Origin of the sequence: Micromonospora sp. AMSO31t (genome assembly GCF_008868175.1) — a bacterium.
Classification (GTDB): domain Bacteria; phylum Actinomycetota; class Actinomycetes; order Mycobacteriales; family Micromonosporaceae; genus Micromonospora.
On record NZ_WBKT01000078.1, the window covers coordinates 1 to 26275 of the forward strand.

Sequence of the window (26275 nt, forward strand, 5' to 3'; positions counted from 1 at the left end):
GGGTGGGCCGACGGTGGCCGTGAGCATGGTCTGGCTGATCCGCTGCCGCAGCCGCCAGGGCAGCCGGCGGGCGAGCGCCCCGTTGAGGGTGTCGGAGGGGCGGCCGAGCAGGTACTTGGGCACCACCCACACCCCGCGGCGCAGCGACAGCAGGGTGCGCGCGGCGGCGTACGAGGCGTCGACGGCGATGTCCATGGCGGAGTTGCCGCCGCCGACCACCAGCACCCGCCGGCCGGCGAGCTGCTCCGGGCCCCGGTAGTCGTGACTGTGCAGCTGCTCGGCGGTGGCTGCGCCCGGGTACGGGTCGGGCCACCTCGGCGCCCGGTTGTGCCCGCTGACGACCACCACCGCCTCGACGTCGAGCTGGACCGGGCCGTCGGGTCCGGTGGCGTGCACGGCCCAGCCGCCGCCGGCCGCCCGGGTGACCCGCTCGACGGTGTGCCGCAGCCGCACGGCCTCGCGCAGCCCGAACCGGTCGGCGTAGTCGGCGAGGTAGCCGGCGACGCGGGTGTGGTCCGGGTAGTCGGGCCAGTGCGCCGGCATCGGGTGGTCGGCGAACTGGGTGCGCCCCTTGCTGGTGTTGAGGTGCAACGTCCGGTACGCGGGCGAGCCGGGTGACCCGTACACCCAGAGGCCGCCGACGGTGTCGGTGGCCTCGAACGCGACCGCCGGCACGCCGGCGTCGGCCAGCGCCTTGAGTGTGGCCAGCCCGGCCGCGCCGGCGCCGATGACCGCCACCCGGGGTGGTGCCGCCATGCCCGCCTCCTTAATCCAACGATCGCTGGATAATCCCCGGCGGGCGGCGACCCGTCAAGGGCCGGCCGGCGGGTACAGCCCGTCGAGGAAGCGGTGCACGAAGCTCCGGAACTCGCGCCGCTCCCGGGCCGCGGACCCGTTCTGGGCGGCGAGGGCCACCACGTGCCCGTGCACCGCCCAGACCAGGCTGCGCACGGTGACGTGCGGGGTCGGCTCGACCAGGGCGCCGCCCTCGGCGGCCGTGGCGAGCAACTCCTCGACCAGCGTGTAGAGCGGGGCCGCGTAGCGCTCGTCGAGGTCGGCGTGCCGGTGCGGCTCCAGCCAGCGCCGCAGCCACAGCGCGGTCGTCTCCGGCCGGTCCTCCAGGAAGTCGACGAACACGTCGACGAGGTCGTGCAGCGTGCGCAGCGCGTCGCCGCCGCCGGCGGCCAGGGCGGACCGGGCCCGCTCCCCGGCCGCCTCCAGGACCTCCCGCTCGGCCGCGAAGACCCGGGCGAAGCAGGCGTCGTAGAGCTGGGCCTTCGTACCCGTGTGGTGGGCGACCGTGGCCACGTCGACGCCCGCCGCGGCGGCCACATCGCGCAGGCCGACCGCGTCGAAGCCACGCTCGGCGAAGAGCGCGGTGGCGGCGGCGAGCACCAGGTCCCGGGTGGGCCGCTCGGTGCCGCGGCGGGGCCGGCCCGGTCGCCGGCGGGGCATGGTCATCCCGCCATTGTTCCCCCTACAATCCAGCATCCGTTGGATTGGGGGCGGCGTGCCCCGAGGAGGGGGCGGCCGTGACCGGGCTCGACCAGCGACGGCAGGCCACCGTCCTGCCGCGCGGCCCGCTGGCCGGCTTCGCCGCCGGCTCGCTCGGCATGGGCGTCTGGGTCACCGTGCCCGGGCTGCTGCTGCTCTACTTCCTCACCGACGTCCTGGCCGTCGCCCCGTGGCTGGCGGGGCTGACCCTGCTGGTGCCGAAGATCGCCGACGTGCTGCTGCACCCCTGGATCGGGCACCGTTGCGACGTCGAGCAGGCCCGCCGCGGCCACCGGCGGCGCCTGCTGCTGGCCGGCTGCGCCCTGCCGCTGGCCTTCGCCGCGCTGTTCGCGGTGCCCGGCGAGCTGAGCGGCGCCTCGGCCGCGGCCTGGGTGGCGCTGTTCTTCGTCGCCGGGAACCTGCTCTTCGCGGCGTACCAGGTGCCCTACCTGGCCACCCCCGCGGACCTGCGGATCGGCTACCACGAGCGCACCCGGCTCATGGCCTTCCGGATGGTGGTGCTCACCCTCGGCATCCTCGTCTCCGGGCTGCTCGCGCCGCTGCTGGCCGGCGGTGACACCGCCACCCGCGCCGGCTACCTGCGGATGGCGGCGCTGCTCGCGGTGGGGATGCTCGCGGCCATGGTGGTCGGCGTCGCCGGGATCGACCGGCTGCGCCGCACCGCCGCGGCGCCGTCGCCGCCGCACCGGGCCGGCGGGTGGGCGACCCTGGCGGCGAGCCTGCGCGACCGGCAGTTCCGCCGGCTGGCCGGCGCGTACCTGGCCATGTCGACCACCACCCACCTGGTGCTGGCCGGCGTGCCCTATTACGCCGAGTACGAGCTGGGCCGCCCGAAACTGACCACCGTGCTGGTCGCCGCGTTCGTCGCGCCGGCGCTGCTGGTCACCCCGGCCTGGCTGGCGGTGGCCCGGCGGGTCGGCAAGCAGTCGGCGCTGCTGGCCGGCCAGCTGGCCTTCGCCGCCGGCGCGCTGGTCCTGGCCGTCGGCCGGCCGGCCGGGCTGCCGGTGCTGGTCGGCGCGGTGGCGGTGCTCGGGGTGGCGTTCGCCGGGATGCAACTGCTGCCCTTCTCGATGCTGCCCGACGTGATCCGGGCCGCCGACACCGACCGGGCCGGCACCTACACCGGGGTGTGGACCGCCACCGAGGCCACCGGCGCGGCGCTGGGCCCCTACGCCTACGCGCTCTGCCTGGCGGCCGGCGGCTTCGTGGCCTCCGCCGCCGGGCAGTCGGTCACCCAGTCGGCGGGCGCGCTCACGGCGATCCGGTACGGCTTCGGCCTGCTGCCGGCCGCCCTCATGGTGGTCGCCGTGCTGCTGCAACGCCGCTACACCCTGGACCGCACGGCCCGCGCCGACGCCGGCCGCGACAGCGCCGGCTGACGGGCGGCGCGCGCGACGACCAGGAGGAACAGGCCGCAGGCCGTGACGACGAGCCACCCCGGCCGGGACGCGCGGGCGTGGCCGATGGCGGGCAGGCCGACGTTGACGATCGTGGTGTCCAGCCCCACCACCAGCATGCTCAGGGCGCAGATCGCGAGCACGGCCCACCGCCGGCGCACGGTCAGGTCGGCTGGCTCGGTCAGGGATGTCGCGGCCATGCGCTCACCTCCGCGTCGGGGAAACATGCCGCCATGCTCGGACCGGCGGCACCCCCGGGCCCAGCCGTCTTGCGGAAACCGCAAAGATGGCGGGCATGGAAGCCGACCTCACGGAACTCCTCGACGCCATCGGGCCCCGGCTGCGCGCGCTGCGCCGCGACCGCGGGCTCACGCTGGAGGATCTCGCGGCGCAGACCGGCATCTCGGTGAGCAAACTGTCCCGCCTCGAGTCGGGCAAGCGGCGCCCCACCCTGGAACTGCTGATCCCGCTGGCCCGCGCCCACCGCGTCGCGCTGGACCAGCTGGTGGCGGCGCCGGCCACCGGCGACCCCCGCGTCCACCTGCGACCCCACCGGCGCCGCCGCGGCGGCGTGGTGGTGCCCCTGACGCAGTATCCGGGGCGGGTCCAGGTGTTCAAGCAGGTACTCGCGCCCCGGGAGCCGAGCCTCGTCACCCACGCCGGCTACGAATGGCTCTACGTGCTCGCCGGCCGGCTGCGCCTCGTCCTCGGTGACCGCGAGTTCACCCTCGCCCCGGGCGAGGTCGCCGAGTTCGACACCGGCGAGCCGCACTGGTTCGGCCCGGCCGGCACGGACACCGTCGAGATCCTGCACCTGTTCGGGCCGCACGGCGACCAGGCCGTCGTCCGCACCGGGCCGTCGACGCCGTCGTGACCTCCGGCAACTAGACTTCGCCGCCGATGGACGCCCAGACCGCCCCCGAGACCCGCCCCTGCGCCCACTGTGGACGGGACGTGCCGCAGCGCGCCGGCGCGGGCCGGCCCTTCCGGTACTGCCGGGACAACGACGGCGCCTGCCAGCGGGCGTCGCGCAACTCCCGGATGCGCCACCGCAACGCCCCCGGCCTGCCCGGGCAGGTGGCCCGCACCTGGGAGGCCGTGGACCGGCTCGACCAGGTCGTGGAGACCCTCACCGAGGCGCTGCACGCCGAGCTGTCCCCGGCCGGGGTGGAGCGGCAGCTCGCCGAGGTCCGCGCCGAGACGGCCGCCCAGGTGGCGGCGGCGCACACCGCACGCGACGAGGCCCGCCGGGACGCCGAGGACGCCGCCGCGGCCGCCGCGCGCGCCCGCCAGGAGGCGCAGGCGGCGCTGGCCGAACGTGACGCCGCCCGGGAGCGGGCCGACCGCGCCGAAGCGGCGTCGACCGCGGCCGCCGACCGGGCCCGGCACGCCGAGGCGGCCCGGGACGAGGCGCGGGGCGAGGCCGGGGCCGCGCAGGCGCTGCGGGTGCAGGCCGAGCGGGACCGCGACGCCGCCCGCCACGAGCTGCGTACCGTGCGGTCCGAACGCGACGGTGAGCGCCGGCGGGTCACCGACCTGACCGCCGAACGGGACGCCGCCCGGGTCGACGCCGAGCGGGCCACCCGCTCGGCGGGTGAGGCCCTCGACCGGGCCGAGCGCCTGCGCGCCGAGACCGACGGAGCCCGGGCCGACGCCGCGACGGCCCGCGCGGAGGCCGAGCAGGCGCGGCGGGCCGCGCAGGAGACGGCGCAGCGGGCCGGCGCGGAGGCCGCCGAGGCGCAGGCCGCCCGGGACCGGGCCGAGGCCGGCCGCTGGGAGGCCGTGGCGGCGGCCTCCGCCGCCCGGGATGAGCTGGCGGCCCGGACCGCCGAGCGGGACGCCCTCGCCGCCGAGCTGGCGGCCGCGCGGCAGGCCTCCGCCGCCGTCGAGGCCCGGCTGGCGGAGCTGACCGTACGGCTGGCCGCCGCCGAGACCGACCGCGACGCCGCCCAGCGGCGGGCCGGCCAGCTCGCCGACCAGGTCAGCGATCTGGCCAGCGCCCTGGCCCGGCTGGGCTCCCGCACCGGCTGAGTCCCCCGGCCACGGGCTGGGACGGGCGGGGACGGGTCGGCGGGAGGTGGCCTCCGGCGAGGATGATCCGGGCGTGGGTAAGACGTACGAGCGCATCGACGGGCGGCTGCGGACCTTCATCGAGGCGCAGCCGATGTTCTTCACGGCCACCGCCCCCCTCGCGGGCGACGGCACGATCAACCTCTCCCCCAAGGGCCTGCGCGGCTCCTTCGCGGTGCTCGACGAGCTGACCGTCGCCTACCTGGACTTCGCCGGCAGCAACGCCGAGACCGTCGCGCACCTGCGGGAGAACGGCCGCATCACGCTGATGTGGTGCGCCTTCGACGGCCCGCCGAACATCGTCCGGGTGCACGGGCGGGGCGAGCCGGTGTTCCGCGACGACCCCCGCTGGCCGGAGCTGCTGGGCCACTTCCCCGACATCGACCCCGACCCGCACGGCCTGCGGGCGATCGTCGTGGTCCGCGCCGAGCTGATCCGCGACACCTGCGGCTACGCGGTGCCGCTGATGACGTACGAGGCCGACCGCGACCTGCACGGGCGGCGGTTCGCCCGGGAGGACGACGCGTCGCTGAGCGCGTACTTCGCCGGCAAGGAGCACGTGGCGACCAGCATCGACGGGCTGCCGGGCCTGCCGTTGCCGCTGCCGCCGACCCCGGCCCGGTGACGTCCGGGCCGGTCAGTGGATGCCGGCCATCAGCTCCCGGATCTGCCGGGTGAACATCACGGCGGCGAACCCGAGCACCACCGAGGCCAGCCCGAAGGTCAGGAAGTACGTGGGCTCGGACCAGCTGTCGGCGAGCCGGGCGACCTGACCACCGATCGCGTCGCCGACGGCGGTGGCGAGGAACCACAGGCCCAGCATCTGGCTGGCGTACTTCACCGGGGCGAGCTTCGTGGTGGCCGACAGGCCCACCGGGCTCAGCGCCAGCTCGCCGGCGACCTGGATCGCGTACACCGCGACCAGCCACCACGGGGAGACCAGGTCGCCGCCGACGGCGGCCTGCGCGGCGGCGGCCATCAGCACGAACGACAGGCCGTTGAGCACCAGGCCGACGGCGAACTTCGTCGGCGTGGAGACCCGGTGGCCGAGCTTCAGCCACAGCGCGGCGGCCAGCGGCGCCCCGATGATGATCAGGATCGGGTTCACCGACTGCAGCCAGGACGCCGGGAAGGTGAAGCCGCCGACGTTCCGGTCGGTCTGGTCCTCGGCGAAGATGTTCAGCACCGACCCGGCCTGGTCGTAGATCAGCCAGAACGCCGCGGCGAAGACGAACAGCCACACGTACGCCTTCATGCGGCTGCGCTCGGTGCCGCTGATCTCCCGGTCGGTCAGGATCCGGGCGAAATAGGCGATGGTGACCAGCACGGTGACGAGGGTGAGCAGGTTCACCACCGTGTCGACGGTGAACAGCCCGATCAGGGCGAGCACGGCGAGCACCACGAGCACCACCACGGTGACGACGGCGATGCGGGTCAGCGCCCGCCGCCGGTCGGCGCCGAGCAGCGGGTCGGCCGGCCGGGCGCCGGCGTCACCGAGGTTGCGCCGGCCGAGCACGTACTGGATCACGCCGAAGGTCATGCCGATGGCGGCCGCGCCGAACCCCAGATGCCAGTTGATCTTCTCGCCGAGGAAGCCGGTGATCAGCGGGGCGATGAACGCGCCCAGGTTGATGCCCATGTAGAAGATCGAGAAGCCGGCGTCGCGGCGCGGGGAGTCCCGGTCGTAGAGGTCGCCGACCATGGTGGAGATGTTCGGCTTGAGCAGGCCGGTGCCGAGCACGATCAGCGTCATGCCGGCGAACACGCTCCACCGGGCCGGCACGGCCATCACGTAGTGCCCGGCCGCGATCACCACGCCGCCCCAGAGCACGCTGCGCCGCGCGCCGATCAGCCGGTCGGCCACCCACCCGCCGGGCAGCGCCATGAGGTAGACCATGGCGTTGTAGGTGCCGTAGACGGCGTTGGCGGTGGACTCCCCGATGCCCAGCCCCTCGTCGGCGACCGACGCGGTCAGGTACAGCACGAGGATGGCGCGCATGCCGTAGAAGCTGAACCGCTCCCACATCTCGGTGAGGAACAGCGTGGACAGCGCCCGCGGGTGGCCGAAGAACGTCTTCCCGCCGGGCGCTCGGGCCTCGGCCGGCGCGTCACCGGTCATCGTCACCTCCGCACACGTGGAGGCGGCTAACATCCCCGTTGACAGTCGAAACACTCCACCGATTCGGCCCGGCCGGGGACGACCCCGCCGGGCAGCTGTCATGACCGGCTACTCTTGAGGATCCCGACCCCGTGCGGGGCCGTCGGCATGGCCGGGAATGGGGCGGCGGTGACGGGCCGTTACACCTGAAGACCAGCACCACGAACGAGGGGAAGTCGATCATGGGCGAGCGTATGCTGCGCGGTAGCCGGCTGGGCGCAGTCAGCTACGAATCCGACCGCAACACGGAGCTCGCGCCGCGTCAGACCCGCGAGTACCTCTGCGCGAAGGGGCACCAGTTCGAGGTGCCGTTCGCCGTCGACGCCGAGGTCCCGACGACCTGGGAGTGCAAGTTCGACGGCAGCGTCGCCCGCCTGGTCGACGGCAGCGAGCCGGAGCAGAAGAAGGCGAAGCCGCCGCGCACCCACTGGGACATGCTGCTGGAGCGGCGTTCGATCGCCGAGCTGGAGGACATCCTCGCCGAGCGGCTGCAGGAGGTCCGCACCCGCCGCGGTCGCGCCTGAGCACCCGTAACGACGAAGCGCCCCTGGGATCACCCCGGGGGCGCTTCGTCATGTCTGTCCGGTTTCAGCGGCCGGGTTCGACGATCTCTCCCTCGATGGCCCGGCCCGGCTCGGCGACCGGCGGCGGCTGCGGCGCCGGGGTGGGCGGGGGCGCGCCGCGACGCACCCGGACCCGGCGGGGCCCGAACAGGTCACCGGCGACCATCGACGACACCCGGCGCTCGGTGGCCCGGCGGACCCCGGAGCGGGCCAGCCGCCGCACCGGCGGCACCAGCAGGAGCAGCCCCACCGCGCCGCTGACCAGGCCGGGCAGCGCCAGCAGCAGTGCGCCCAGCAGGCCCACCAAACCGTCGGTGACCTGCTGACCCGGCGGCTGCCGGGACTCCACGGCGGCCCGGAAGCCGCGCCAGGCCCGCATGCCCTCCCGGCGCAGCAGCACCAGGCCCAGCAGCGAGGCCGCGAACACCAGCAGCACCGCGAACCCGAACCCGATGCCCCGGCCGACCAGGACGAACACGGCCAGCTCCACCAGCGCGAGCAGCAGCAGGGCCGGTGGTACGTACTTCAGTCCTCGGCGCATCTCACCTCATCCGCCCGGGGTGTCATCACGCCCCTCCAGCATGACACGCCCGCGCTCATGGCCAGCGGGCCAGCGCGTCGGGGCGGCGCGCCGCGGCACGGCGGTCCCGCAGCCCCCAGGTGGTGATCCGCCACAGCGCCTCCGCCACGATCAGCGGGCTCATCTTGCTGTCGCCGTGCTCCCGCTCCGCGAACGTGATCGGCACCTCGACCATGCGCACGCCGGCGCGGTGCGCCAGCCGGGACAGCTCCACCTGGAACGCGTACCCCTGCGAGCGGACCGAGGCCAGGTCGATGGCGTCCAGCGCGGCGGCCCGATACACCCGGTAGCCGCCGGTGGCGTCGGAGACCGGCACGCCGAGCGCGAGGCGCGCGTAGAGGTTGCCGGCGCGGGACAGCAGCAGCCGCCGCAGCGGCCAGTTCAGCACCCGCGCGCCGCGGGTCCACCGGGAGCCGATCACCATGTCGGCGTCGCGGGCGGCGTCCAGCAGCGCCGGCAGGTCCTCCGGGGCGTGCGAGCCGTCGGCGTCCATCTCCACCACGGCGTCGTAGCCGCGCTGCCGGGCCCAGGCGAAACCGGCCAGGTAAGCGGCGCCCAGCCCGCCCTTGCCGGGGCGGTGCAGCACGTGCACGTGCGGGTCGGCGCCGGCGAGGCCGTCGGCGATGGCGCCGGTGCCGTCGGGGCTGTTGTCGTCGGCGACGAGGACGTCGACCGCCGGGGCCGCCTCCCGTACCCGGGCGACGATCCGGTCGACGTTGTCGGCCTCGTTGTAGGTGGGAATGACCACGAGGACCCGTCCCACCCCGGGATGGCCGACCGTCCGCCTGTCGGCTACCACGCCCACCGTGTACCGCCTCCCGCTCGTCGTCCTACCCCGGGTCGACCTCCCGGCGCCGGCGCAGCACGGCTGCGCCGGCCAGGGCCGCGACGGCGAGCGCCGCGAGGGCCACCTCCGGCCACACCCCCGCCGTGGTGGCCGGGGTACGCCCGTCGCCGAGCCGCATCTGCCGCACCACCACCGCGGCGGTGTTGAACCCGGTCGCACCGTCTACCCGCCCGTCCGGGGAAACGAACCCGGACACACCGACCGTGGAGGCCATCAGGGCGGCGCGACCGTGCTCGACGGCGCGCAGTCGGACCATGGCCAGCTGCTGGCGGGCCTCGGCCGCGTCGAAGGTGGCGTTGTTGGTCTGCACGACCAGCAGCTGCGCGCCGCCGGTGACGGTGTCCCGGACGATGCCGTCGTAGGCGACCTCGAAGCAGATCACGTCGCCGAGGGTGGCCACGCCGGTGTCCAGCACGCCGGGGGTGCTGCCGGGGACGAAGTCGGAGCGGACCCGGTCGACCTCGGAGCTGACCATCCGGGCGATCTCGCGCAGCGGCACGTACTCGGCGAACGGCACGGGGTGCCGCTTGGTGTAGAGCTGGTCGAGGTCGGCGCCGCTGCCGGGGCGCCACAGCAGGCCGGCGTTGCGGACCTCGCCCTCGCCGGGGCCGAGCAGCACGGCGCCGACCAGGATGGGCGCGCCGATGGTGTCGGCGGCCTGGGAGATCCGCTCGCCCGCGCCGGGGTAGCGCAGCGGGTCGATGTCGCTGGAGTTCTCCGGCCACACCACCAGGTCCGGGTGGCGTTGTGTGCCCGCGGCGACCTGTTCGGCCAGTTTCAGGGTGGCGTCGACGTGGTTGTTCAGCACCGCCTGCCGCTGGGCGTTGAAGTCCAGCCCGAGGCGGGGCACGTTGCCCTGGACGATGGCGACGGTGACGGTGTCGCCGCCGCCGCGTACACCGGCCGGCACGGCGGGGCCGGCGGCGAGCACGGCGGCCAGGGCGGCGGCGAGCCCGGCCACGGGCCGCCACAGCCCGGCGGGCTGGCGCCAGTCCCGCCAGGCGAGGGTGAGCAGGATCCCGCCCGCGAGGGCCACGGCGAAGGTGACCAGCGGGGCGCCGCCGAGCGCGGCCAGCCGCAGCAGCGGGGAGGTGTCCTGGCTGAACGCCAGCCGTCCCCACGGGAACCCGCCGAACGGGGTGCGGTCGCGCAGCGCCTCCTGGCCCACCCACAGCACCCCGGTGACCAGCGGCCACGCCGCGCGGTGCCGGTCGACCAGGGGGGACACCCAGGCGGTGGCAGCGCCGAGCAGCGCCAGGTAGCCCGCCTGGAGCAGGGACAGCAGCAGCCACGGCAGGTAGCCGGTGTGCAGGTTGGTCCATTCCAGCAGCGGCGCGAACAGCGCCACCCCGGCGAGGAAGCCCAGCCCGGCGCCGGCGCGCAGCCGCCGCCGGTGCGCCGCGGCGGCGAGCAGCGCCACACCGGCCGGGGCGAGGGGCCACAGCCCGTACGGGGGGAAGGCGGCGAGCAGCGCCAGACCGGCCAGCAGGGCCGCCGGGACGGCCAGTTTCAGCGGCAGCGGTCCCCCGCCGGCGCCCGGGCGTGCCCCGCCGGTGGCCTGCGTCTCTTCCCGGTCCAGCGTCGTCACCGGCACCTCACCACGATCACGGGCCGAAGGCTACCCGGCGGACTGGCCCGTCGGCCCGTCCGGGCCGGGTCACCCGGGCAGGTGGATCACCGGCAGGTCGTCGGTGCCGTAGCGGGACTCGCCGGTGAGGATCGGCGCGTCGTGGTCGAGGCAGGCCAGCACGGTGGCGGCCAGGTCGACCCGCCCGGTGAAGCCCCGCCAGTACGCCAGTTCCTGCCAGGCCCCGCCGTCGGTGGGCAGGACGGCGCAGGCGTCGAGGGCGAGCAGCCGCCGCAGCGCCCCCCGGTCCTTCGGGTCGTCGACGGCCGCGTACGCCTCGGCGGCGGCGACCGCCGTCACCCCGAAGCGCACCCCGTCGGCGATGACCTCGTGCAGCGTCTCCCCCACGTGCACCGACCCGGCCACGTACGCCAGCAGCGCCGACCGGTCGAGGACCAGCCGCACGGGCGGGCCGTCGGGGTCGCTCACGCGGCGGTGACCCGGGCGGCGAGGTCCTCGCCGTCGGCGGCGACCTGCCGCGCGCGGTCCCGGATCGCCTGGTAGCGCTCGGCCGGCCAGGCCACGTCGACGGCGGCGCGCGCCGCCCGCGCCCGGGCGACGCCCTCCTCGGTGACGGTGACGCCCCGGTGGGCCAGCTCGGCGTCGAGGGCTTCCCGGCGCATCAGCGCCCGCGCGGCGTGCACGAGGAAGGCGCTGGCGTTGGGTTCCCGTTCGAGGCGTTCGGCGACGTCCGGCGGAACCGAGATCGACAACTTCCGCACCGCTCCGGTCATACCACACAGCATAACCGGTCGTACCGCCCGGGCCGGGGCTCCGGCGGGCATGAAAATCGGGGCGCGGCTCGCGCCGCGCCCCGATGCTCCCAGGCCCTTCCCGGCCGGTGGGGCGAGGACGATCGGCGCCGACCTTCGGACCGACCCGACGTGGACTGGCTGCCCCCGCCTGGCCGTTGTCTACTGGCCGTGCCTCTCACCCTGCCCGTACACCGGTAACCGCGGCCGGTTCGCGCCGCCCCGCCGACCCCCGCCCGCTGGACCTGGCCGCCGCAACCTTCCGGTCGCTCGGCCAGCGGACGAAGGGACGAAGCGAACAACAGCCGCTTCCCGTGGTAGGACTCAAAGACGGTACGGCGTGGACCCCCGCCGCTGTCAACCCACCCGGGCCTGTCGTGTGTTGCGACACGGCGTGTCGCGTCGGCGCGTCTCGATGCGACCGGGGGTCGTTCACGTGTGGTGGTGGTGCGCGTTCCGCGCGGGTGTCCTGACGGTGGGGTTGACGGGCCGGAGTTCCATGCCTGCTCCTGGAGTGCGTGGGTGGTCAGGGACGCAGCAGCGTCTTGACGGCGCGGCGCTCGTCCATCGCCGTGTAGCCCTCGGCGGCCCGGTCGAGGGGCAGTTCGAGGTCGAAGACGCGGCCCGGGTTGATGGTGCCGTCGCCGATGAGGCGCATCAGGTCCGGCAGGAACCGGCGTACGGGTGCGGGACCGCCGTGCAGGTGCACCAGCGACCAGAACAGCTCCATGCCGGGCACGGCCACGTCGTGGGTGACGCCGACGAACCCGACGTGCCCACCGGCGCGCGTGGAGTGGACGGCCTGCATCATCGACTCCTGCGTGCCGACCGCCTCCACCACCGAGTGGGCGCCGAGCCCACCGGTGAGGTCCTTGATCCGGGCCACGCCCTCGTCGCCGCGTTCGGTGACGATGTCGGTAGCGCCGAACTCGCGGGCGAGCTTCTGCCGTGACCCGTGCCGGCTGACCGCGATGACGCGTTCGGCGCCCAGTTGCCGGGCGGCCAGGACGGCGAGCAGGCCGACCGCGCCGTCGCCGACGACCGCGACGGTCCGGCCGGGGCCGGCCTGGGCGGCGACCGCGGCGAACCAGCCGGTGCCCAGCACGTCGGAGGCGGCCAGGTAGCTGGGGATCAGGCCGGCGGGCGGCACCTCGGGCGTGGCGACGAGGGTGCCGTCGGCGAGGGGCACCCGCAGATACTGGGCCTGGGACCCGAGACTGCCCATGGGCACCCGGTGCACACAGGCGGACTGGTAGCCGGCCCGGCAGATCTCGCAGGTGTTGTCGGAGGCCCAGAACGAGCCGACCACGAACTGGCCGGGCCGGACGGTGCCCACCTCCGCGCCGACCTCCTCGACGATGCCGACGTACTCGTGGCCCATCGGCGTCGGGCCCGCCACCTTCTGCACCCCGCGGTACGGCCACAGGTCCGAGCCGCACACGCAGGTCGCCGACACGCGGATGATCGCGTCGGTGGGTTGCTCGATCCGCGGATCCGGGCGGTCCTCCACCCGGACGTCGCCGGGTGCGTGCATGACGACGCCACGCATGATGTTCTCCCTTGCCGATTCGTGTGGGTCCGGCGGTGAACCGCCGCACGGATTGCCCCGATGACGGGCGCCTAGTCCCGCCCGGGGACCAGGTAACTCCCTTTCCGCGCCGGCAGGGAGTTCCTGGTGAGGGGTGTACCGGCAGTACATGGTTGCCGCGGTCCCCGCCGCGTACGGTCGACCGCGTGGACAACCATGAGCAGGTCCGCGACTTCCTCGTCTCGCGGCGCGCCAAGATCACCCCGGCGCGGGCCGGTCTGCCGGCCGGCACCCGGCGCCGCGTGAAGGGGCTGCGCCGCAGCGAGGTCGCCGCGCTCGCCGACGTGAGCGTCGAGTACTACGCCAAGCTCGAACGCGGCCACCTCGCGGGCGTCTCCCCCGGCGTCCTGGAGGCCGTGGCCCGCGCCCTGCAGCTCGACGACGCCGAACGCGCCCACCTGCTCCACCTGGCCCAGGCCGCCGAGGGCTCCGACGCGCTCGCCCGGCCACGCCGGCGGGCGGGCCGGCAGGCGCCGCTGCACCGCAGCCTGCAGTGGACCCTGGACGCCGTCACGGCCGGCCCGGCGTACGTCAGCAACGGCCGCCTGGATCTGCTGGCCACCAACCAGCTGGCCCGCGGCTTCTTCAGCGACATCTACACCGGCGGCGGCTCGCCGCCGCCGAACCTGGCCCGCTACCAGTTCCTCGACCCCGCCGCGCGCCGCTTCTATCCCGACTGGGAACTTATGGCCGACGTCACCGTCGACGTGCTGCGCACCGAGGCGGGCCGGGACCCCCACGACAAGGACCTGCACGACCTGGTGGGCGAGTTGTCCACCCGCAGCGACGCGTTCCGGACCCGGTGGGGCGCCCACAACGTCCGCCGGCACGGGACCGGCGTGAAGCGGTTCCACCACCCGGCGGTCGGGGATCTCACCCTGGCCTTCGAGACCCTCGCGATGACCGCCGAACCCGGCCTCTCCCTCGTGATCTACACCGCCGAGCCCGGTTCCGCCGCGGAGGACAACCTGCGGCTGCTGGCGTCCTGGGCGGCCTCGCAGGAGGCGGACGCCCGCGCCGCGACGCTGCCCGCCGAGTAGCGCTCAGACCCCGCCGAGGTGGCGGCGCAGCAGCGCGGCCGCCGCGTCGGGGTGGTCGGCGGCGAGCAGACCTCCGGCGGCCAGGACGTAGTCGACGTCGACGACGGGCCGGGCGGCCCGGGGCAGCGGCCACCCGCCGGCGTGGTCGCCGAGGACCGCGGCGAGCACCCCGGCGGCGTCGCCGGGCGCGGCGTGCCGCAGCACCCCGCCGGAGCCGACCATCAGCTTCACGTCGCGCAGGTCCCGTCCGGCGCGTTCGCCGGTGGCGGCGCCGCGGGCGTGCCGGCGCAGCGCCACGGTCGCGGCGAGCGCGGCGATGCGCCGGTCGGCGGCCCGGTCGGCGTCCCCGGCAGGCAGGTACCCGGGGTCGGCGGCCCGCACGGCCGCCGCGGCGGCCAGGTCGTCCTCCTCCCCCGCGGCGAGGAGGCGTTCCTCGGCGGCGGCGCGGACCACGCCGGGGGCGCTCCACCGCATGCCGAGGTCCCCCTCGACGGTGCGGGCCCGCCACAGGGTGCCGGTGACCTCCTGGCTGGGGCCGGTGTCGCGCTCGTCGGGGGTGAGCACCGAGTACACGTCGGTGGTGGCGCCGCCGACGTCGACGACGGCCAGGTCCCCGCCGAGGGCGTCGGCGAGGACCTCCACCCCGGTGAGCACCGCGTCGGGGGTGGCGGCCCGCACCAGGCGGGCGAAGCGGCTGCCGCGGGACAGTTTCTTGCCGCCGATGACGTGCCGCAGGAACACCTCCCGGATCGCGGCGCGGGCCGGCGCGGGGGCGAGCACCCCGATACGGGGCAGCACGTTGTCGGCGGCGGTGACCGGCACTCCCGCCGCGGCGAGCAGCGCGTGCAGGTCGTCGCGGACGTCGGTGTTGCCGGCCAGCACCACGGGCACCCGCCAGCGGGCCCGGGCCAGCCGGGTGGCGTTGTGCGTGAGGGTGTCGGCGTCGCCGCCGTCGGTGCCGCCGACGAGCAGCACCACGTCGGGGCGGGCGGCGCGCAGCGCGGTCAGGTCGGCCGCGCCGAGCCGCCCGGCGGCCACGTGCACCACGTTCGCCCCGGCGGACAGCCCGACCCGCCGGCCGGCCTGCGCGGTGACCAGCGGCTCGTAGCCGATGACGGCCAGCCGCAGGCCACCGCCGGCCGACGAGCACACGTACCAGGGCAGGTCGCCGGCGGTGAGCCCGGCGGTGGCGGCGCCGACCGCGGTGTCCAGGCCGTGCAGCACGTCGGTGCCGACGGTGGTCGGCGCGGCCGCCGCGGCGACGAGCCGGCCGCCGTCGAGGTCGACCACCGCGGCCTTGGTGTACGTCGACCCGACGTCAGCGCAGACGGCGAGGTTCACGCGGAGCCGTCCTTCGTTCGCGACTGCGGGGCTCGCAAACCCGGCTCACTCCTCGCGCTCACGCCGCCGGGGGTACGACCACCGTGCCGGTCGCGGTGACCGCCACGATCGGCTCGGCGAGGACCTCGGCGGCGGACTCGCCCTTGTCGGGGCGGCCCCGGCACACCACCCGGGCGGCGAAGTCGATGGTGCGGCTGCGGGTGCCGACCCGGGTGACGGTGGCGGTCACCTCCAGCACGTCACCGGCCTTCATGGGCGCGGTGAACTGCACGTCGGAGTAGGAGGCGAACAGCCCCTCGTCGCCGTCGGTGCGGATGCACACCTCGGTGGCGACGTCACCGAACAGGCCCAGCGCGTACGCCCCGTCGACGAGGTTGCCGGCGTAGTGGGCGTGGGAGTACGGCACGTAGCGGCGGTGGGTGACGGTCAGGCCGACCCGGGGGTCACTCATGCTCTCGCCTTCTTGTCGGTGATCAGGGCGTGGACCAGGTAGCTGGCGACCTCGCCGGGGGTGGTGCCGCGGCCGAAGATCCGGTCGACGCCCAGCTCCCCGGTCATGGTCTCGTCGAAGCGGGGGCCGCCGACGATGAGCAGGGGCCGCCTGCCGGCGGGCAGGGCCTCCCGGAACGCGGCGGACATCTCCCGGGTGTTGTGCAGGTGCGCGTCGCGTTGGGTGACGACCTGGGAGACGAGCACGGCGTCGGCCTTCTCCCGGCGGGCGGCCTCGACGAGTTCGGGGACGCTCACCTGCGCGCCCAGGTTGGTGACCTTGAGCTCGCGGTAGTACTCCAGGCCCTTCTCCCCGGCGATGCCCTTGACGTTGAGGATGGCGTCGATGCCGACGGTGTGCGCGTCGGTGCCGATGCAGGCGCCCACCACGGACAGCTTGCGTCGCAGCCGCTGCTTCACCACCGTGTTGACCTCCTTGGCCGACAGCAGCGGGAAATCCCGTTCCACGACCTGCACCTTGTCGAGGTCCACGAGGTGGTTCGCACGGCCGTAGACGACGAAGAAGGTGAACCCGTCGCCCATCTGCTTGGCGTGCACCAGCATGGCCGGGTCGATGCCCATCTTGTTGGCGAGCTGCACGGCGGCGCCCTCGGCGCGCTTGTCGTGCGGCACCGGCAGCGTGAACGACACCTGCACCATGCCGTCGCCGGTGGTGTCCCCGTACGGCCGGACGATCTTCTTCTCCGTCATGCCGCCTGCTCCAGGATGTCCGTGGCGGGGTTGTAGTAGTCCGCCTCGTGCTTCGCGATGCCGTCGAGGCCCTTGCCGCGGTCCGCGGGCCGCTTCATGATCCCGAAGGTGCCCTCGGCGATCGCGGTGAGCAGCGACTGGTCACCGATGCGGTCGAGCAGGTCGACGGCCTCGCCGAGCACCCGGTGGGCGCGCTGCTGGATGAACCCGCCCGGCGCGGGCACGAAGTCCTCGTGCAGCCCGCCGGCGGCGCCGAGCACATAGCGAACGTTCTGCAGGGCGATGTCCCGGTCGGACAGCCACGGGGTGACCACCGCCTCGGTCATCATGCCGACCAGCAGGATGCCCTGCCCGGTCATGGTGCCGACCAGGTTGAAGAACCCGTCGAGCAGGTTGCCGCGGAACACGTCGCCGGTCATGTGCTTGGTCGGCGGCATCCACTTCAGCGGCGCGTCGGGGAACAGTTCCCGGGCCAGCAGCGCGTGCGCCAGCTCCAGGCGGAACGACTCCGGCACGTCCGGGTTGATCTCGAACGCGTGGCCGAGGCCGAGCTGCCAGTCGGCCAGCCCCGCCTCGTGCGCGAAGTACTCGTTGAGCAGCTGCGACACGGTCACCGTGTGCGCCTCGTCGACGGCGTCGGCGGTGGTGAGGTAGTTGTCCTCGCCGGTGTTGATGATGATGCCGGCGCGGGCGTGCACCTGCCGGGAGAACCGCTGGTCGACGAACGTGCGGATCGGGTTGATGTCGCGGAACAGGATCCCGTACATCGAGTCGTTGAGCATCATGTCGAGCCGTTCCAGGCCGGCCAGGGTGGCCATCTCCGGCATGCACAGGCCCGACGCGTAGTTCGTCAGCCGCACGTACCGGCCCAGCTCCCGCGACGACTCGTCCAGGGCGGCCCGCATGAGCCGGAAGTTCTCCTGGGTGGCGTAGGTGCCGGCGAAGCCCTCCCGGGTGGCGCCCTCGGGCACGTAGTCCAGCAGCGACTGCCCGGTGGAGCGGATCACCGCGATGACGTCCGCGCCGGCGCGGGCGGCGGCCTGCGCCTGCGGGATGTCCTCGTAGATGTCGCCGGTGGCCACGATCAGGTAGATCCACGGCCGCTGCTTCGGGTCGCCGTACCGTTTCACCAGGCGGTCCCGTTCGGCGCGGCGCCGGTCGATCTGCCGCACGCCCGCGGCGACCGCCTTGCGGGCGGCCTTCCGGGCCGCGGTGGCGGCCTTGCCGGTGGGCTGGGTGAACCGCACCGACCCGGCGGCGGCCTTCTGCGCCAGCAGCGTCACGTCGCCGATCTGCTCCCGGGCGAGGGCGTCGAACACCGGCGCGGCCACCCCGTGGCCGAGACCGACGTCGGCGACGACCGCGTCGACGAGGCGGTTCACCCACGGGATGCCGTCGGGGTCGGCGCCGGTCACCCCGGCCAGCCGCAGCACCGCCCGCTCCACCGACACGGTGGTGTGGCTGCGCGCCAGATCCACCACCGGCTGCCCGGCGCGGCGCGCCAACTCCCGCGCCCGCGCCACCAGCGCCGGATCCAGCCCAAGCTTGCCTGTCACGCCGTCACCTCGCTGCGCTCGGCGACGCCGTGCCGGCGCCTGTGCTGTGCCGATGGTTCGCTCGCAAGCTCGCTCACGCCGTCGCGCCCCTGTCTGTGCCGATGCTCCGCACGCTCACGAAGCCCCTTCCTGATAGATCACGTCACCGCGCAGGACCGTGGCCCGGCACACCGGCAGCGGCGTCGGGTCGTCCGCGCCGCGCGCCTCCGGGTCCTCGGCCTGCAGCACCGGCAGTCCCCGCTCCACCCCGGCCGGGGTGTCCCACACCGCGAACGTCGCCGGCGCGCCGAGGGCGAGGACCCCCTCGTTGTCCAGGTGCACGGCCCGCCACCCGCCGCGGGTGTGCGCGGCGAACGCCGCCCGCACGCTCATCCGCTGCGCCGGGTTGTGGTGCGCCGCCGCGGCCCGCACCGACCCCCACGGGTCCAGCGGCGTCACCGGCGAGTCCGACCCGAACGCCAACGCCACGCCCACCCCGTGCATGGCGCCCATCGGGTTGGACTCCAACGACCGGGACAGGCCCAGCCGCGACTCGTACATCCGGCCGGCGCCGCCCCACAGCCGGTCGAACGCCGGCTGCATCGACGCCACGATGCCGTACTCCACGAATCCGGCGATCAGCCGCTTGCTCATGATCTCGGCGTGCTCGACCCGGTGCCGGGCGGCCCGCAGCCGGTCGACGCCCACCTTCCGCGCGGCCTGCGCGAACCCGTCCAGCACCGTGCCGATGGCCGCGTCCCCGATGGCGTGGAAGCCGCCCTGCAGCCCGTGCGCCGCGCAGTCCAGCAGGTGGTCGCGCACCTGCTCGGCGGTCACGTACCCGTGCCCGCACGCCCCCGGCTCCCCGTCCAGGTACGCGGCCGACACGTGCGCGGTGCGCGACCCGAGCGCCCCGTCGGCGTACAGGTCACCGCCCGCGCCGACCGCGCCCAGTTCCCGGGCCTTCGCCGCGCCCAGCAGCTCACCCCAGTACCCGTACACCTCGGGCACGCCGTCGCCGGAGATCGCCAGCAGGCCGGTGAAGTCGCTCTCGTCGGAGGTCCCCGGGCCGCCGCACTCGTGCACCGCGGCGATCCCTAGCGATGCGGCGTGCCGCAGCGCCGTGCGCTGGGCGGCCACCCGCTGCGCCGCCGTCACCGAGCCCAGGGCCGCCGCTCGCACCACGTGGTGGGCGTCGCGGCGCAGCCAGCCCGACGGGTCGTACCCGGCGGCGGTCGCCGCGTCCGGGCAGGCGGCCAGCAGCGCCGCCGACACCAGCGCCGAGTGGATCGACGCCTGCGACAGGTACACCTTGCGGCCCCCGGCCGCCCGGTCCAGCGCGGCCGCGTCGGGCAGGGCCGGTTCCGCCCAGAACGACTCGTCCCAGCCGTGCCCCAGCACCACCGCGTCGGACGGCAGCGCGGCGGCGAACACCGCCACCGCGTCCAGCAGCCCGGACGCCGACCGCGCCGCCGACAGGTCCAGCCCCGACAGGGCCAGCCCCGTGTCCGTGGCGTGCACGTGCGCGTCGACGAACGCCGGCGTCACCAGCGCCCCGCCCAGCTCCACCACCCGGTCGGCGGCCGGGGCGTCGGCGTCGGCGCCCAGCCAGGCGATCCGCCCGTCACGCACCAGCAACGCGGTCGCGCTCGGGTCGGCGGGACAGTGCAGCACTCCGCCGCGGTACACGGTCGAGGGGTTCGTCATGATGCTCAGTCTGCCGCCAGGCGGGCCTCGAACAGACGACGCACCCCCGGCTCGGCGCGCAGCAGGTCCAGCGCCAGCGCGGCGTGCCCCGGCACGTACCCGTTGCCGACCAGCATGGTCACGTCCGCGGCCAGGCCCTCCGCGCCCAGCGCGGCGGCCGCGAAGCTCGTCGCCATCGAGAAGAAGATCACCGTGCCGCCGTCCCCGGTGGCGAGGACCGCACCGTGTTCGCAGCCCGGCACGTCCACGCAGACCACCGTGACATCCGCGGGGGTGCCCAGCGCCGTGGTCACGGCCGTGGACAGGCCGACCGGGTCGCGGGCGTCGGCCAGCGCGACCACGTCGGCCAGGCCGGCCGCGTCGAGCGCGTCGCGCTCCGCCGCCACCGGCACCACCCCGACGGTACGGCCGGCCCCGGCCCGCCGCGCCGCGGCCAGGGACAGCGAACCGCTCTTGCCGGCGCCGCCGATCACCGCCACGGTCACCGGGCGCGGGTCCTCCTCCCGGCGGCGCCGCGCCACCTGCTCGGCCACCACCCGCGCGGTCAGCGCCGGCGCCCCGCACACGTCGAGCACCGCCAGGGACAGGTCCGGGTGCAGGTCGCCCGGGAGCACCGCGGCGATCGACCGGGCGAACAGGATCGCGTGCCCGTCGCAGGGCACCTGCTCGCTGCGCCCGTCCCAGCGGGCCAGCCCGTCGAGGATCGTCAGCGGGGTCAGCGTCAGCGACACCAGGGTGGCCACCCGGTCGCCCGGCCGCAGCCCCAGCGGGGAGCGCTTCCCGGCCTCCTCCACGGTGCCGATGAGCATGCCGCCGGAGCCGGTGACCGGGTTCTGCATCTTCCCCCGGGTCGAGATGATCTCCAGCACCTCGGCGCGGACCTTTTCCCCGTCGCCGCCGTGCTTCTCCGACAGCTGCCGGAAGCTCGCCGCGTCCAGGTTCAGCCGCTCGACCCGGATCCGCACCTCGTTGGCGCCGATCCGCGGGTCGGCGTCCAGCCGCCACGCCGCCTGCGGCAGCACCCCCGCCGGTTCCACGACTCGGTGCAGACCCACCGGTGACGTCACGCCGACCCCCTATGTCCAGCCGCCCGAAACCCCGGCCAGGGCTCGCGTCGCGGGAAAACTTACGGCAGACTAATTTCTTCACCGGATATTTTCCAGTAGCCTTCGGGATCGTTGATCACCCGCACCACATGTCAGGAGGGGCCGTGACCCAGACCCAACCGGTTGAGACCATCCCTCAACCCCGTCACGCCCCGGTCGCCGTTCCGACCGCCGGGCAGCCGTACGAATACCGCCGCAGCCCCCTGGTCGAACCCGACTGGACCCGCTTCCCCGGCTGGCGCCACGTCACCCGGGAGCAGTGGGAGAACGCCCAGTGGCAGCGGGTCAACTGCGTCAAGAACATCAAGCAGCTGCGCACCGTCCTGGGCGACCTCGTCGACGAGACCTTCTACGCCGACCTCGAGGCCGACCAGAAGGCCCTGGCCACCATGTCGATGCTGGTGCCCCCGCAGATGGTCAACACCATGGTGCCGTTCGAGCCCATGACCACCGAGGCGTTCCTCGCCGACCCGATCCGCCGCTACATGATCCCCGTCGCCTCCGACCGGCGCACCGACTGGCCCTCCCACCCCTACGCCAGCCGCGACAGCCTCCACGAGCACGACATGTGGGTCGCCGAGGGCCTCACCCACCGCTACCCCACCAAGGTTCTCGCCGAGCTGCTCTCCACCTGCCCGCAGTACTGCGGGCACTGCACCCGGATGGACCTGGTCGGCAACTCCACCCCCGCCGTCGACAAGCTGAAGCTCACCCTCAAGCCCGTCGACCGCTACGACGCCCACATCACCTACCTCAAGGCCCACCCCGGCGTCCGCGACGTCGTGGTCTCCGGCGGCGACGTGGCCAACGTGCCGTGGAAGAACCTCGAGTCCTACCTCATGCGGCTGCTCGAGATCGAGACCATCCGCGACATCCGCCTCGCCACCAAGGCCCTCATGGGCCTGCCCCAGCACTGGCTGCAGGCCGACGTCGTCGAGGGCCTCGAACGGGTCGCCCGCACGGCCGGCCGGCGCGGCGTCAACCTCGCCATCCACACCCACGTCAACCACCGGCAGTCGATCACCCCGCTGGTCGCCCGGGCCGCGCAGACCGCCCTCGACGTCGGCGTCCGCGACGTCCGCAACCAGGGCGTGCTCATGCGCGGCGTCAACGCCACCAGCGCCGACCTGCTCGACCTCTGCTTCGCCCTGCAGGGCGAGGCCGGCATCCTGCCGTACTACTTCTACATGTGCGACATGATCCCCAACGCCGAGCACTGGCGGGTCCCGGTCTGGCACGCCCAGCAGCTCCAGCACGACATCATGGGCTACCTGCCCGGCTACGCCACCCCGCGCATCGTCTGCGACGTCCCCTTCGTCGGCAAGCGGTGGGTGCACATGCTCACCGAGTACGACCGCGAACGCGGCATCTCCTACTGGACCAAGAACTACCGCACCTCGATCGAGTCCGCCGACCTCGAAGCGCTCAACAAGCGCTACGCCTACTACGACCCGATCGACACCCTGCCCGAGGCCGGCCAGGCCTGGTGGGCCGCCCACCGCGACGACTGACCCGCACCACCCCGCCGCCCCCGTGAGCCACCCGGCCGCGGGGGTGGCGGCTTCTCACCCGCCGCCACCATCGCCACGACCGCCCGGGGTCGCTTCGGGCTTCGTGTAGAGGATCTCCCGGGCCTGCTCCGCGGCGCGGCTGATGCTCTCGGCGATGAACTCGACGAAACGCGCGATGCTCTCCAGGCGGATGGCGGCCGGAGTGCCGGGCCCGAGGATGCTCACGCCCTGCCGTGCGGTCTCCGCGAGCTGGGCGTTGGCCCGGGCGCCGGCGATCGTGCCCTGGTAGAAGACGTCGTCGTCGACGACGTAACGCTCGCGGCGGCGTTCGTCGCGTTCCCGGCGGATGAGCCCCTGGCTCTCCAGGAACGTGATCGCCTTGGAGACCGACGCCGGGCTGACCTGGAGGCGCCGGACGAGCTCGGACGCGGTGAGGCTGCCCGCGTCGGCGGTGTAGAGAGACGTCAGCACCCGGGACATCATCTTGGGCAGGCCCTGCTGCATGAGCAGGGTCGTGAACATCTCCTCGTACTCGCGCACGGCCTCCGCGTCGCGCCCGTGCGCCTGCGACGGCGCCTGCGGCCCTCGCGCGGGGGCCTGCCTGCGCCGGTGGGAGCGGCGTTCGGTGGCACGGTGGGCCAGGTCGGCACGGTAGGCGGTGGGGCCGCCGTTGCGCATCACCTCACGGGTGATCGTCGAGGTGGGCCGGTCGAGACGTCTGGCGATCTCCGCGTAGGCCAGGCCGTCGGCCAGCCCCAGCGCGATCTGCTGGCGTTCCTGCTGGGTGAGCCTGCCTCCCGGCATCGCGATATCCCCTCCACGGTCGCTCGATGCCGCCAGCATAGCGTTCACTCCTCAACCAATGCAACGAGCAGGGCACCCGGCGTTGCGTTAGATTCACGCCGGTTGCAACGATAATCGCGTCCTCACCTGCACTGATACTGCATTTGCGCAACGAGCATGTTGCCGGATACCTGAACGCAACGTAGCGTTTCCGGTGTCAGAAACAAGCGCAGGAGGAGAGCACTATGCAGACCTTCGACACCCCCACCCCGATCACCGCCGTCCTCCACATCCCCGCCGGGCGCATCCAGCTCATCGCCGCCGACCGGACCGACACCACCGTCGACGTCCGGCCCGCCGACGCCACCAAGAGCCGCGACGTGAAGGTCGCGGAGCAGACCACGGTCCAGTACGGCGACGGCGTCCTGCGCATCGAGGCCACCGCCAGGAACCAGATCCTCGGCAGCTCCGGCTTCATCGAGGTCACCGTCCAGCTGCCCGCCGGCTCCCGGATCGAGGCCAAGGCCGCCAGCGCCGACCTCCGGGCCGTCGGCCGCGTCGGCGACGTCACCTTCGAGGGCGCCCACGGCTCCATCAAGATCGACGAAGCCGCGGGCGTCCACCTCACCACCGCCGCCGGCGACGTCACGCTCGGCCGCCTCAACGGCCCCGCCGAGATCAGCACCGCCAAGGGCGACATCCGCATCGCCGAGGCCGTGCGCGGCGCCGTCGTGCTGCGCACCCAGGCCGGCGACATCACCGTCGGCGCCGCCCACGGAGCCTCCGCCTCGCTCGACGCCGGCACCACCCACGGCCGGATCCACAACTCCCTCAAGAACACCGACGGCGCCCCCGACCTGACCATCCACGCGACCACCGCCCACGGCGACATCGACGCCCGCAGCCTCTAAAAGGAGCACCCACCATGACCAACCTGGCCATCGCGGCGAACGGACTGCGCAAGTCCTACGGCGACAAGGTCGTACTCGACGGCGTCGACCTGGCCGTCCCGCACGGAACCATCTACGCCCTGCTCGGCCCGAACGGCGCCGGCAAGACCACCGCCGTCAAGATCCTCTCCACCCTCATCTCCCCCGACCCCGCCTCCGGCCCCGTCCGCGTCGGCGGCCACGACCTCGCCACCGACCCCCGGGCCGTCCGCACCGCCATCGGCGTCACCGGCCAGTTCTCCGCCGTCGACGGCCTGATCACCGGCGAGGAGAACATGCTCCTCATGGCCGACCTGCACCACCTGCCCAAGCGCGACGGCCAGCGCGCCGCCGCCGCCGAACTCCTGGAACGCTTCGACCTCACCGACGCCGCGAAGAAGCCCGCCTCCACCTACTCCGGCGGCATGAAACGCCGCCTCGACCTCGCCATGACCCTCGTCGGCAACCCGCGGATCATCTTCCTCGACGAACCCACCACCGGCCTCGACCCCCGCAGCCGCCACAACATGTGGCAGATCATCCGCGACCTCGTCGCCGACGGCGTCACCGTCTTCCTCACCACCCAGTACCTCGAGGAGGCCGACCAGCTCGCCGACCGCATCGCCGTCCTCAACGACGGGAAGATCGCCGCCCAAGGCACCGCCGAGGAACTCAAGCGCCTCATCCCCGGCGGACACGTCCAACTGCGCTTCGAGGACCCCGCCGCCTACGAGCGGGCCGCCGCCGCGCTGCCCGACACCGCACGCGACGACCAGGCGCTCACCCTCCAGATCCCCAGCGGCGGCACCCAGCGCGAACTGCGCGCCATCCTCGACCGCCTGGACGACGCCCACGTGCACGCCGACACCCTCACCGTCCACACCCCCGACCTCGACGACGTGTTCTTCGCCCTGACCGGCGGCGACGCCCGCATCCCCACCCAGCCCAAGGAGGCCCTCCGATGAGCTCCCTCGCCCTCGCCGTACGCGACTCGTCCACCATGCTGCGCCGCAACCTGCTGCACGCCCGGCGCTACCCGTCCCTCACCCTCAACCTGCTGCTCACCCCGATCATGCTGCTGCTGCTCTTCGTCTACGTCTTCGGCGACACGATGAGCGCGGGCATCGGCGGCGGCCCCGACCGCTCCCGGTACATCGCCTACCTCGTCCCCGGCCTCCTGCTGATGACCATCGGCAGCACCGTGATCGGGACCGCCGTGTCCGTCTCCACCGACATGACCGAGGGCATCATCGCCCGCTTCCGCACCATGGCCATCCACCGCGGCTCCGTGCTCGTCGGACACGTCGTCGGCAGCGTGCTGCAGTCGGTCCTGAGCGTGGTCCTCGTCGGCGCCGTCGCCGTGGCCATCGGCTTCCGGTCCACCGACGCCGGCGTCCTGGAGTGGCTCGCCGCGCTCGGGCTGCTCGTGCTCTTCGCCACGGCGCTCACCTGGATCGCGGTCGGCATGGGACTGGTCAGCCCGAACGCCGAGGCCGCCAGCAACAACGCCATGCCGCTGATCCTGCTGCCGCTGCTGTCCAGCGCCTTCGTCCCGGTCGACGCCATGCCCGGCTGGCTCCAGCCGATCGCCGAGTACCAGCCGTTCACGCCCGCCATCGAGACCCTGCGCGGACTGCTGCTCGGCACCGGGATCGGCCACAACGGGTGGCTCGCGGTCGCCTGGTGCCTGGGCCTCGCGGTGCTCGGCTACTTCTGGTCGACGTCGAAGTTCAACCGCGACCCGAGGTGACCCCCGCCCGGTCAGGGCGGCGCACCCCGACACCCGTCGGCGTGCGCCGCCCGCCGGCGCTTCCCGCGACCGTCAGCCCCGCGGCGCGTACATGATCACCGCGACCCCGGCCAGGCAGATCGCCGCTCCCGTCAGGTCCCACCGGTCCGGCCGGAACCCGTCCACCAGCACACCCCACGCCAGCGATCCGGCCACGAACACGCCCCCGTACGCCGCCAGGATCCGGCCGAAGTTCGGATCGGGCTGGAACGTCGCCACGAACCCGTACGCCCCCAA

General features: G+C 74.3%; 28 protein-coding genes. 10 read left to right on the forward strand and 18 right to left on the reverse strand.

The window, feature by feature from the left end:
- Together F8274_RS18150 and F8274_RS18155 are read right to left on the reverse strand one after the other, a co-directional pair.
- On the reverse strand, window positions 1–756 hold a 756-nt coding region (locus tag F8274_RS18150; protein WP_151463585.1), incomplete at its 3' end, for an NAD(P)/FAD-dependent oxidoreductase.
- A 54-nt stretch (window positions 757–810) separates the two neighbouring features.
- Entirely contained in the window at window positions 811–1461 is a 651-nt protein-coding gene (locus F8274_RS18155) for a TetR/AcrR family transcriptional regulator (RefSeq protein WP_225853856.1), read from the reverse strand.
- 71 nt (window positions 1462–1532) lie between these two features.
- Here F8274_RS18155 and F8274_RS18160 point away from each other — a divergent pair, with 71 nt between their 5' ends.
- Window positions 1533–2894 carry an MFS transporter gene (locus tag F8274_RS18160; RefSeq protein ID WP_151463586.1) on the forward strand — a complete coding sequence of 454 codons (1362 nt, stop codon included), beginning with the start codon at window positions 1533–1535 and terminating at the stop codon, window positions 2892–2894.
- Here F8274_RS18160 and F8274_RS18165 read toward each other — a convergent pair.
- The gene (locus F8274_RS18165) at window positions 2840–3112 is read right to left on the reverse strand and encodes a hypothetical protein (protein WP_151463587.1); all 273 of its coding nucleotides are present in this window, start codon (window positions 3110–3112) and stop codon (window positions 2840–2842) included. The two genes, F8274_RS18160 and F8274_RS18165, sit on opposite strands and share 55 nt — an antisense overlap.
- Window positions 3113–3207: 95 nt before the next feature.
- Here F8274_RS18165 and F8274_RS18170 point away from each other — a divergent pair, with 95 nt between their 5' ends.
- The 3 genes from F8274_RS18170 (at window position 3208) to F8274_RS18180 (ending at window position 5607) form a co-directional block, all read left to right on the forward strand.
- On the forward strand, window positions 3208–3786 hold the full coding sequence (locus tag F8274_RS18170; protein ID WP_151463588.1) for an XRE family transcriptional regulator: 579 nt from the start codon (window positions 3208–3210) through the stop codon (window positions 3784–3786).
- Window positions 3787–3812: 26 nt separating this feature from the next.
- Entirely contained in the window at window positions 3813–4943 is a 1131-nt protein-coding gene (locus tag F8274_RS18175; protein WP_151463589.1) for a hypothetical protein, read from the forward strand.
- 73 nt (window positions 4944–5016) lie between these two features.
- Window positions 5017–5607 (forward strand): pyridoxamine 5'-phosphate oxidase family protein, encoded by a 591-nt coding sequence (locus tag F8274_RS18180; RefSeq protein ID WP_151463590.1) that lies wholly within the window; start codon window positions 5017–5019, stop codon window positions 5605–5607.
- A gap of 12 nt (window positions 5608–5619) precedes the next feature.
- Here the strand turns inward: F8274_RS18180 and F8274_RS18185 are convergent, their stop codons facing one another.
- Window positions 5620–7101: a peptide MFS transporter gene (locus F8274_RS18185; protein WP_151463591.1), complete on the reverse strand. Its 1482-nt coding sequence runs from the start codon at window positions 7099–7101 to the stop codon at window positions 5620–5622.
- Window positions 7102–7322: 221 nt separating this feature from the next.
- Between F8274_RS18185 and F8274_RS18190 the strand changes: the two genes are divergently transcribed.
- Entirely contained in the window at window positions 7323–7664 is a 342-nt protein-coding gene (locus F8274_RS18190; protein ID WP_046564157.1) for an RNA polymerase-binding protein RbpA, read from the forward strand.
- 64 nt (window positions 7665–7728) lie between these two features.
- Here F8274_RS18190 and F8274_RS18195 read toward each other — a convergent pair whose 3' ends face one another.
- The 6 genes from F8274_RS18195 to F8274_RS18220 all read right to left on the reverse strand — a co-directional run bounded on the left by F8274_RS18195 (window position 7729) and on the right by F8274_RS18220 (window position 13058).
- The gene (locus F8274_RS18195; protein ID WP_151463592.1) at window positions 7729–8244 is read right to left on the reverse strand and encodes an FxsA family protein; all 516 of its coding nucleotides are present in this window, start codon (window positions 8242–8244) and stop codon (window positions 7729–7731) included.
- A 55-nt stretch (window positions 8245–8299) separates the two neighbouring features.
- Entirely contained in the window at window positions 8300–9088 is a 789-nt protein-coding gene (locus F8274_RS18200) for a polyprenol monophosphomannose synthase (RefSeq protein WP_151463593.1), read from the reverse strand.
- Between the two features lie 25 nt (window positions 9089–9113).
- A complete protein-coding gene (lnt, locus tag F8274_RS18205) occupies window positions 9114–10718 on the reverse strand; it encodes an apolipoprotein N-acyltransferase (RefSeq protein ID WP_151463594.1) in 1605 nt (534 codons plus the stop codon).
- Window positions 10719–10787: 69 nt separating this feature from the next.
- Entirely contained in the window at window positions 10788–11186 is a 399-nt protein-coding gene (locus tag F8274_RS18210; RefSeq protein WP_151463595.1) for a hypothetical protein, read from the reverse strand.
- On the reverse strand, window positions 11183–11491 hold the full coding sequence (locus F8274_RS18215; RefSeq protein ID WP_151463596.1) for a hypothetical protein: 309 nt from the start codon (window positions 11489–11491) through the stop codon (window positions 11183–11185). Before F8274_RS18215 ends, F8274_RS18210 begins: the two co-directional genes overlap by 4 nt.
- A gap of 544 nt (window positions 11492–12035) precedes the next feature.
- Window positions 12036–13058, reverse strand: a complete 1023-nt coding sequence (locus tag F8274_RS18220) for a zinc-dependent alcohol dehydrogenase family protein (protein ID WP_151463597.1) — start codon at window positions 13056–13058, stop codon at window positions 12036–12038.
- Window positions 13059–13243: 185 nt separating this feature from the next.
- On the opposite strand from F8274_RS18220, the gene F8274_RS18225 reads away from it, so the two are divergent.
- A complete protein-coding gene (locus F8274_RS18225) occupies window positions 13244–14137 on the forward strand; it encodes a helix-turn-helix domain-containing protein (protein WP_151463598.1) in 894 nt (297 codons plus the stop codon).
- Between the two features lie 3 nt (window positions 14138–14140).
- Here F8274_RS18225 and F8274_RS18230 read toward each other — a convergent pair whose 3' ends face one another.
- From F8274_RS18230 to F8274_RS18255, 6 genes are all read right to left on the reverse strand, one after another.
- Window positions 14141–15478: a glutamate mutase L gene (locus F8274_RS18230; protein WP_151463599.1), complete on the reverse strand. Its 1338-nt coding sequence runs from the start codon at window positions 15476–15478 to the stop codon at window positions 14141–14143.
- Window positions 15479–15536: 58 nt separating this feature from the next.
- Window positions 15537–15929, reverse strand: coding sequence for a hotdog domain-containing protein (locus F8274_RS18235; protein ID WP_151463600.1), 393 nt, complete (start codon window positions 15927–15929; stop codon window positions 15537–15539).
- On the reverse strand, window positions 15926–16678 hold the full coding sequence (locus tag F8274_RS18240; protein ID WP_151463601.1) for an OAM dimerization domain-containing protein: 753 nt from the start codon (window positions 16676–16678) through the stop codon (window positions 15926–15928). The genes F8274_RS18235 and F8274_RS18240 overlap by 4 nt, the downstream gene beginning before the upstream one ends.
- Complete coding sequence (locus tag F8274_RS18245; RefSeq protein WP_151463602.1) at window positions 16675–18234, reverse strand: lysine 5,6-aminomutase subunit alpha; 1560 nt, start codon at window positions 18232–18234, stop codon at window positions 16675–16677. The genes F8274_RS18240 and F8274_RS18245 overlap by 4 nt, the downstream gene beginning before the upstream one ends.
- 114 nt (window positions 18235–18348) lie before the next feature.
- Entirely contained in the window at window positions 18349–19920 is a 1572-nt protein-coding gene (locus F8274_RS18250) for an amidohydrolase (protein ID WP_151463603.1), read from the reverse strand.
- Between the two features lie 5 nt (window positions 19921–19925).
- The gene (locus F8274_RS18255; RefSeq protein ID WP_192579883.1) at window positions 19926–20975 is read right to left on the reverse strand and encodes a zinc-binding alcohol dehydrogenase; all 1050 of its coding nucleotides are present in this window, start codon (window positions 20973–20975) and stop codon (window positions 19926–19928) included.
- A gap of 155 nt (window positions 20976–21130) precedes the next feature.
- Here F8274_RS18255 and F8274_RS18260 point away from each other — a divergent pair, with 155 nt between their 5' ends.
- Window positions 21131–22537: a KamA family radical SAM protein gene (locus F8274_RS18260; RefSeq protein WP_151463605.1), complete on the forward strand. Its 1407-nt coding sequence runs from the start codon at window positions 21131–21133 to the stop codon at window positions 22535–22537.
- A gap of 54 nt (window positions 22538–22591) precedes the next feature.
- On the opposite strand, the gene F8274_RS18265 is transcribed toward F8274_RS18260, so the two are convergent.
- Window positions 22592–23341 (reverse strand): helix-turn-helix domain-containing protein, encoded by a 750-nt coding sequence (locus F8274_RS18265; RefSeq protein WP_151463606.1) that lies wholly within the window; start codon window positions 23339–23341, stop codon window positions 22592–22594.
- Window positions 23342–23565: 224 nt separating this feature from the next.
- On the opposite strand from F8274_RS18265, the gene F8274_RS18270 reads away from it, so the two are divergent.
- Genes F8274_RS18270 through F8274_RS18280 form a run of 3 tightly spaced genes read left to right on the forward strand, consistent with a single transcriptional unit; the run spans window position 23566 to window position 25999 of the window.
- A complete protein-coding gene (locus tag F8274_RS18270; protein ID WP_151463607.1) occupies window positions 23566–24231 on the forward strand; it encodes a DUF4097 family beta strand repeat-containing protein in 666 nt (221 codons plus the stop codon).
- A gap of 14 nt (window positions 24232–24245) precedes the next feature.
- Window positions 24246–25214: an ATP-binding cassette domain-containing protein gene (locus tag F8274_RS18275; RefSeq protein WP_151463608.1), complete on the forward strand. Its 969-nt coding sequence runs from the start codon at window positions 24246–24248 to the stop codon at window positions 25212–25214.
- The gene (locus F8274_RS18280) at window positions 25211–25999 is read left to right on the forward strand and encodes an ABC transporter permease (protein WP_151463609.1); all 789 of its coding nucleotides are present in this window, start codon (window positions 25211–25213) and stop codon (window positions 25997–25999) included. The genes F8274_RS18275 and F8274_RS18280 overlap by 4 nt, the downstream gene beginning before the upstream one ends.
- Before the next feature lie 72 nt (window positions 26000–26071).
- Here the strand turns inward: F8274_RS18280 and F8274_RS18285 are convergent.
- On the reverse strand, window positions 26072–26275 hold a 204-nt coding region (locus F8274_RS18285; RefSeq protein WP_151463610.1), incomplete at its 5' end, for a YnfA family protein.